A 7,082-nucleotide genomic window follows, 5' to 3' on the forward strand; every position below is an offset into this window, starting at 1 on the left:
TAATTTAGACAGAAACTAAAAGGAAGGATGATTTATATGGTGACAGAGAAAGAATTGGAATTATTAGCTTGTCTTGAAAAGAATAGTCGTTTATCTGTAGATACATTAGCGAAGTTGTTAAATATAGAAGTAGAAGAAGTGAAAAAAATGGTTGCGAAATTAGAAAGTGAAAAGATTATCGTGGACTATGTAACACATATCGATTGGACAAAAGTGAAAGAACATACTGGTTTAACGGCGATGATTGATGTGAAAGTTACACCGAAGCGTGGTGTCGGTTTTGATGCAGTAGCTGAACAAATTTATCGCTATTCAGAAGTGAAATCCGTTTATTTAATGTCTGGGACATATGACCTTTCTATTACATTAGAAGGAAAGACGATGGGAGAAGTAGCGATGTTTGTTTCTGAGAAATTAGCAACAATTGAATCTGTCGTTTCAACGACAACTCATTTTATTTTGAAGAAGTATAAACATGAGGGGATTATTTATGAAAAGACAGATGATGATAAGAGAATTGTGGTGACACCGTGAAGCAATTTGACCTATCTAGAGTAGCAGAATCTTTACAACCGTCCGGTATACGAAAGTTTTTTGATTTAGCGGCAAGTATGAAAGGTGTTATTTCACTTGGAGTGGGAGAGCCGGACTTTGTTACACCTTGGAATGTAAGGCAAGCATGTATTCGTTCTTTAGAACAAGGATATACGTCATATACAGCAAATGCAGGATTATTGGAGCTCCGTCAAGAAATAGCAAAGTATCTAAAAAAACAATTTGCAGTATCTTATGATCCGAATGATGAAATCATTGTTACAGTTGGAGCGAGTCAAGCGCTAGATGTAGCGATGCGTGCTATTGTAAACCCTGATGATGAAATACTTATTATTGAACCAAGTTTCGTTTCGTATGCACCGCTTGTTACGTTAGCGGGCGGGGTCCCAGTTCCAGTGGCAACTTCATTAGAAGATGAATTTAAAGTACAGCCAGATCAAATTGAAGCAGCTATTACAACGAAAACAAAGGCAATATTACTTTGTTCTCCCAATAACCCAACAGGCGCAATGTTAAATAAATCCGAATTAGAAAAGCTAGCTGTTATTGTTGAGAAGTATAATTTAATCGTGTTATCGGATGAAATTTATGCAGAGCTCGTATACGACGAAGCATATACGAGTTTCGCGAGTATTAAAAATATGCGTGACCATACGATTTTAATTTCAGGGTTTTCAAAAGGGTTTGCCATGACGGGATGGCGTCTTGGGATGATTGCAGCCCCTGTTCAATTTTCAGAATTAATGCTCAAAATCCACCAGTATTCAATGATGTGTGCACCGACGATGTCTCAATTTGCAGCGCTTGAAGCATTACGCGGGGGAAATGATGAAGTAATTCGAATGAGAGATAGCTATAAAAAACGTCGTAACTTTATGACGACATCTTTCAATGAAATGGGCTTAACATGTCATGTGCCAGGCGGGGCATTTTATGTCTTCCCTTCTATAGCTTCAACCGGACTATCTTCAGCAGAATTTGCAGAACAATTATTATTAGAAGAAAAAGTGGCTGTTGTTCCTGGAAATGTGTTTGGCGGGAGTGGTGAAGGATTTATTCGTTGTTCATATGCAACATCGCTTGAGCAACTTATGGAAGCAATGAAGAGAATGGAACGGTTCATAGAGAATAAAAAAAGGACAAAACACAATACGTTTTGTCCATAAAAGGGGGGGAATACTAGAAAGCCATGTGTTAGTATTCTATCCTAATATTGGAGAATTATACGTATTACAGGAAATTTTTTCGTGAATTTTGAATGAGTTCTATCAAAGTGGTATAATTTACTAATATAAGGTGAGAGTATCCTCGGTGTTTTACTTAGGGTACTTACTCACTAATCGGATATTTAACAATAAATACATCTGCTTTGCTATTTACAATTGTAGAGAAAATGGTAAACGTATGGGAGTGTTTCACATGTCAGAACAATATACAACGGGAGTGGTTGTAACAGGGAAAGTAACTGGAATTCAAGATTACGGTGCATTTGTAGCTTTGGATGCAGAAACACAAGGACTTGTGCATATATCTGAAATCACAAATGGGTATGTAAAAGACATTCATGACTTTTTAAAGGTCGGAGATACAGTAGAAGTAAAAGTACTTTCAATTGATGAAGAACACAGAAAAATGAGTTTATCGTTAAAAGCGGCGAAAAGAAAGCAAGGACGAATTCTTATACCGAATCCATCAGAGAACGGATTTAATACACTGCGAGAAAAGCTAGCAGAATGGATTGAAGAGTCGGAGGTAATAAAGTAAAAGAGGAACGCATATGAGCGTTCCTCTTTTACTGTGACTTATGATATATATATTTGCAAATATGATTGCATGCAATCATATTCGTATGTCGGAGGCGAAAAAGACATACTGACTATTGAATTTCATGTGTTTCTGGGTGAGTACCAAGATTCTCGGATGGTTTAAATAGTAAGCCGAGATTGATAAGCCCAGAAATACCAACGATGCCGTAAATAATACGTGCAAGAGCTGAGTTCTGTCCCCCGAAAATAGCCGCTACTAAGTCAAACTGGAAGAACCCGATCAGTCCCCAGTTAACAGCGCCGATTACAGTGAAGACTAATGCGATACGTTGCAAGGTACTCATGAAAAGTCCCCCCCTTAATGTGAAGCGTGAGCAAGCAAGGAGTTAATAAGAAAATTTAACTCCTTTATAGAATGGTATAGTTTTGTTGTTTTTATACATGAAAAATGTACGAAAAACGATGTATATACATCTATACCGAAAAATTCGAATTTTTATGCAAAAAATGAACTTTTTCTAAAAAATAAATAATGGTTACGTTTACAATTGTTGAATCGCTTGATTTACAACTTTAGTTTCGCTAAAGTGAATACAGAAATACATATACATAATTGGAGGGAAAAAGATGAGTACACATGTAACGTTCGACTATTCTAAAGCGTTATCCTTCATCGGTGAAAATGAACTAACTTATTTACGTGATGCAGTAAAAGTAACACATCATGCAATCCACGAAAAAACTGGAGCTGGGAACGATTTCCTTGGGTGGGTAGAGCTTCCGCTTCAATATGACAAAGAAGAATTCGCTCGCATTCAAAAATGTGCAGAAAAAATTAAAAATGACTCTGACATTTTACTTGTTGTAGGTATTGGTGGTTCTTACCTAGGAGCACGCGCAGCAATTGAAATGTTAAACCATTCTTTCTATAACACGCTTTCTAAAGAACAACGTAAAACTCCACAAGTGCTATTTGTTGGACAAAACATTAGCTCCACTTACATGAAAGATTTAATGGACGTACTAGAAGGTAAAGACTTTTCTATTAACGTTATTTCCAAATCAGGTACAACAACAGAGCCTGCAATCGCATTCCGTATTTTCCGTAAATTATTAGAAGAAAAGTATGGAAAAGAAGAAGCACGCAAACGTATTTATGCGACTACAGATAAAGCGCGCGGTGCTTTAAAAACATTATCTGATAATGAAGGTTACGAAACGTTCGTTATTCCAGATGATGTTGGCGGTCGTTTCTCTGTATTAACACCAGTAGGTTTATTACCAATCGCTGTAAGTGGCCTAAACATTGAAGAGATGATGAAAGGTGCAGCTGCTGGTCATAATGATTTCGCGAAATCAGAACTTGAAGAAAACCCAGCTTACCAATACGCAGTAGTTCGTAATGCTCTATATAATAAAGGGAAAACAATTGAAATGCTTGTTAACTATGAGCCAGCACTTCACTACTTCTCTGAGTGGTGGAAACAGTTATTTGGTGAAAGTGAAGGAAAAGATCAAAAAGGTATTTTCCCATCTTCAGCAAACTTCTCAACGGACTTACACTCATTAGGTCAATACATTCAAGAAGGTCGTCGTGACCTATTCGAAACAGTTCTTAAAGTAGGTAAATCTACACACGAACTAAAAATCGAATTAGACGACAACGATTTAGATGGATTAAACTACCTTGCTGGTGAAACGATAGACTTCGTAAACACAAAAGCATACGAAGGTACATTACTTGCACATAGCGATGGCGGAGTACCAAACTTAATCGTAAACATCCCTGAATTAAATGAGTACACATTCGGTTACCTTGTGTACTTCTTCGAAAAAGCATGTGCGATGAGCGGCTACCTATTAGGCGTAAATCCATTTGACCAACCAGGAGTAGAAGCATACAAGAAAAACATGTTTGCTTTACTTGGTAAACCAGGATTTGAAGAATTAAAAGCAGAATTAGAAGAGCGTTTAAAATAATAAAAAGCGATCGGGTCTCCGGTCGCTTTTTATTATTTTATTGAAAGGTACATCGGTATATTCAAACTAGAATGGGTATGCTAAAGGAAAAGTCTAGGAGGGATGGGCTTGATTCCGATTCAATCAAAATTAGAAGGATGTACATATGCGTTATATAAGTTAGAAGAGGTTATGAAACCACTTGGATATAGTATTGGCGGTAATTGGGATTATGATAAAGGATGCTTTGATTATAAAATCGACGAAGAAGAAGGGTATCAATTTTTACGCGTACCATTTACAGCGGTGGATGGGGAACTAGATGTGCCTGGTGTAATAGTCCGTCTTGAAACACCGTATATTCTTTCGCACGTATATCAAGACGAACTAGATGATAATGTTAATGCTTTAACAGCTGGAACGAGTGGATTGGATCAATTTGCGGAGCCGCAAGATCCAGATGGAGATGTGAAAAGAAAGTATGTCAATATTGGTAAAGTATTGGTACAAGAACTAGAAAATCATTTTTTTAATGGTGAATAACGATGAGTATGTCGCTTTCGATGAGAATGAAAGAATGAACTGGATTGATCATATATTGTTCGTCGCGCTTTACACCTAGTAAGAGAATGTTTTGCTTTAAAAGAGTATAGCTACAATTTGCAAAGGATTGTCCGGTGCAGGACGGGGGAATCTCCATCAGTTGTAATTTGTTATCAGAGATTTCATCGTAAAGTGAGAATAGTACACCTGAAATGGAAGGGAATAAAAGAGAAGCGGTAAATACATAGCTCGTTAATTTATTTCCTTCTATAATTTCTGATACGCCAGCTCTCGTTGCATTTTGGATTTGTTCAGAAGTAAGAAGTTCAGCGATGCAGTGAATGTTTGGATTAAGTCCTTTTGCAGTTAAAATATTTAAAATGGACTGTGTATCTGCTAAGCTTTCGTTCTTCTCTTTATCCGCTGTTATTAATATAGTGTGAGCTGTTGTAATGTTAGCTTTTAATAAAGTTTGATCGTGATGCGGACAACCTTTTATAAATTCTAAATGATGAAATGGCTTTGGAAGTAAAGAAAGTGTTTCATCAATTAAAACGATATCAAGGTCCGGTTGTAATATGTGCATTTGTTTTACAACATGTTTTGCACGCTCATTCCAGCCAACGATAATCATATGACCATTAGAGGTAGCAGCTGCTTCACCCTTAATTCTCATATATTGTTTATTAATCATGTCGGTAGCGAATAGAACCATATAATAAGAACAAAATCCCGTTCCTAATAAAATAATACATATACCAATAAGTTTTCCTATCGTTGTATGGGGGGCGAAATCGCCGTATCCAACGGTGAAAATGGTAACGATTGACCACCAAACCCCGTCGAACCATGTGGTGAAGTGAGATGGCTCTAATATATGTATAAGAAAGCCGGAGAAGGCAGTAAGTACAATAATAAAACAAATTAAACGGAAAATAATGGAATCACGAAATGTATCTACTAAATTCGGACGGGATTTCAAGTTCCTATTCCTCCTTACTTTTCAGGACTACATTCATTGTTACCATTATAGAAAAAAGAAAAACTCTCTAATTAAAAAGAGAGTTCATTTCATAATTAATACATACTTTCAACTTCAGTTTGTTGAACACTTTCAAGATGCTGAAGAGCATAATAAACATCAGCAGTATGTCTTTTTTGATCGATAGACAATTTTAAATGTAAATAGTGCGAACCATTTTCCAATGTTTTGAGCTTCATGTTCTTAACTTTTATATCCATTTCTTTTATTTCTTCAATTACGGTCGGGATATTGTCCATATTTCGTACAACGAGTCTCACTGCGATATCACGTTGGCGAAATGATCTAGGACCGACGTATTTCATCGCTAATGGTATAAGTTCTACACTAATCATAAGGAAACACATTCCGAAAATAGCCTCGATATAGAAACCAGCTCCAACGGCAATGCCGATGCCAGAAGCACCCCAAATCATAGCGGCGGTCGTTAACCCCGCAATACTATCGTTTCCTCTGCGTAAAATTACACCGGCACCTAAAAAACCAATTCCTGATACAATTTGAGCGGCAAGTCGAAGTGGATCCATATTCATATGATCGGTATGTGGTAAGTTGTAAGCTGCTTTAATAGAAACAATAGTTAGGAGGCAACTAATAATAGAAATAACTAAACACGTTTTTAAGCCGAGTGGTTTACGTTTTAATTCGCGCTCTAAACCGATAGCGAATCCTAAAATAGCCGAGAGACCTAGTTTTATTAATAAGTCGGTGTAGTCCATGTATATTCCTCCTTGTATGATATGGTATATGAATAAAACGTTTATCCCACTATTTGCGGGCAGTCAGCCCCGCCTCAAAATTCGCCGAATGCGAGAAAGTTAGGTGGGAGACGACTGCCCGTAAATGCCCGATTGGTGAAGGCTAATAATCAGTGGGGGATGAACACCCCACTGATTAAAGTTTCACTTTATATAGAAAGAAACGTTTTTTGACAGAGTGACTTTCTATAGAATATATGTAGGAATTACTTAGAAATGAAAGAGATGTTTCGTTTAAGTATATGATATTAAAAAAGAAATGTAGTTGGTTTCAAAAAAGTTTTCAAAAGGTGTTGCATTTCATTTTTTCACATGATATATTAATAAACGTCGCTGATGCAGAAACGCAGAAAACGACAAAAAAGAAATTGAAAAACATAGTTGACATCGAAAAATGAAGATGTTAATATGATGAAGTCGCTTCTGAAGCGGCAGATAAGTTCTTTGAAAACTGAACGA

8 protein-coding genes are annotated in these 7,082 nt (G+C 36.7%); 5 read left to right on the forward strand and 3 right to left on the reverse strand.

Annotated features, from left to right (window positions below):
- Positions 1 to 36: 36 nt before the first annotated feature.
- The 3 genes from B5P42_RS06770 (at position 37) to yugI (ending at position 2,319) form a co-directional block, all read left to right on the forward strand.
- Positions 37 to 534 carry an Lrp/AsnC family transcriptional regulator gene (locus B5P42_RS06770; protein ID WP_002129688.1) on the forward strand — a complete coding sequence of 166 codons (498 nt, stop codon included), beginning with the start codon at positions 37 to 39 and terminating at the stop codon, positions 532 to 534.
- Positions 531 to 1,721 (forward strand): aminotransferase, encoded by a 1,191-nt coding sequence (locus B5P42_RS06775; protein ID WP_002129685.1) that lies wholly within the window; start codon positions 531 to 533, stop codon positions 1,719 to 1,721. Before B5P42_RS06770 ends, B5P42_RS06775 begins: the two co-directional genes overlap by 4 nt.
- A 253-nt stretch (positions 1,722 to 1,974) precedes the next feature.
- Positions 1,975 to 2,319, forward strand: coding sequence for a S1 domain-containing post-transcriptional regulator GSP13 (gene yugI / locus B5P42_RS06780; RefSeq protein WP_002015848.1), 345 nt, complete (start codon positions 1,975 to 1,977; stop codon positions 2,317 to 2,319).
- Positions 2,320 to 2,431: 112 nt separating this feature from the next.
- On the opposite strand, the gene B5P42_RS06785 is transcribed toward yugI, so the two are convergent.
- On the reverse strand, positions 2,432 to 2,665 hold the full coding sequence (locus B5P42_RS06785) for a DUF378 domain-containing protein (RefSeq protein WP_002034535.1): 234 nt from the start codon (positions 2,663 to 2,665) through the stop codon (positions 2,432 to 2,434).
- Positions 2,666 to 2,948: 283 nt separating this feature from the next.
- Between B5P42_RS06785 and B5P42_RS06795 the strand changes: the two genes are divergently transcribed.
- Together B5P42_RS06795 and B5P42_RS06800 are read left to right on the forward strand one after the other, a co-directional pair.
- A complete protein-coding gene (locus B5P42_RS06795) occupies positions 2,949 to 4,301 on the forward strand; it encodes a glucose-6-phosphate isomerase (RefSeq protein ID WP_002015845.1) in 1,353 nt (450 codons plus the stop codon).
- Positions 4,302 to 4,409: 108 nt separating this feature from the next.
- Complete coding sequence (locus B5P42_RS06800; RefSeq protein ID WP_002131278.1) at positions 4,410 to 4,823, forward strand: YugN-like family protein; 414 nt, start codon at positions 4,410 to 4,412, stop codon at positions 4,821 to 4,823.
- Here the strand turns inward: B5P42_RS06800 and B5P42_RS06805 are convergent.
- Together B5P42_RS06805 and B5P42_RS06810 are read right to left on the reverse strand one after the other, a co-directional pair.
- Complete coding sequence (locus B5P42_RS06805) at positions 4,810 to 5,805, reverse strand: potassium channel family protein (RefSeq protein ID WP_044439075.1); 996 nt, start codon at positions 5,803 to 5,805, stop codon at positions 4,810 to 4,812. The genes B5P42_RS06800 and B5P42_RS06805 overlap by 14 nt on opposite strands.
- Before the next feature lie 95 nt (positions 5,806 to 5,900).
- A complete protein-coding gene (locus B5P42_RS06810; protein WP_002143579.1) occupies positions 5,901 to 6,584 on the reverse strand; it encodes an MgtC/SapB family protein in 684 nt (227 codons plus the stop codon).
- Between the last annotated feature and the right edge of the window lie 498 nt (positions 6,585 to 7,082).

The sequence above is a fragment of the Bacillus sp. SRB_331 genome (genome assembly GCF_003264175.1).
GTDB classification, from domain to species: Bacteria; Bacillota; Bacilli; order Bacillales; family Bacillaceae_G; genus Bacillus_A; species Bacillus_A mycoides.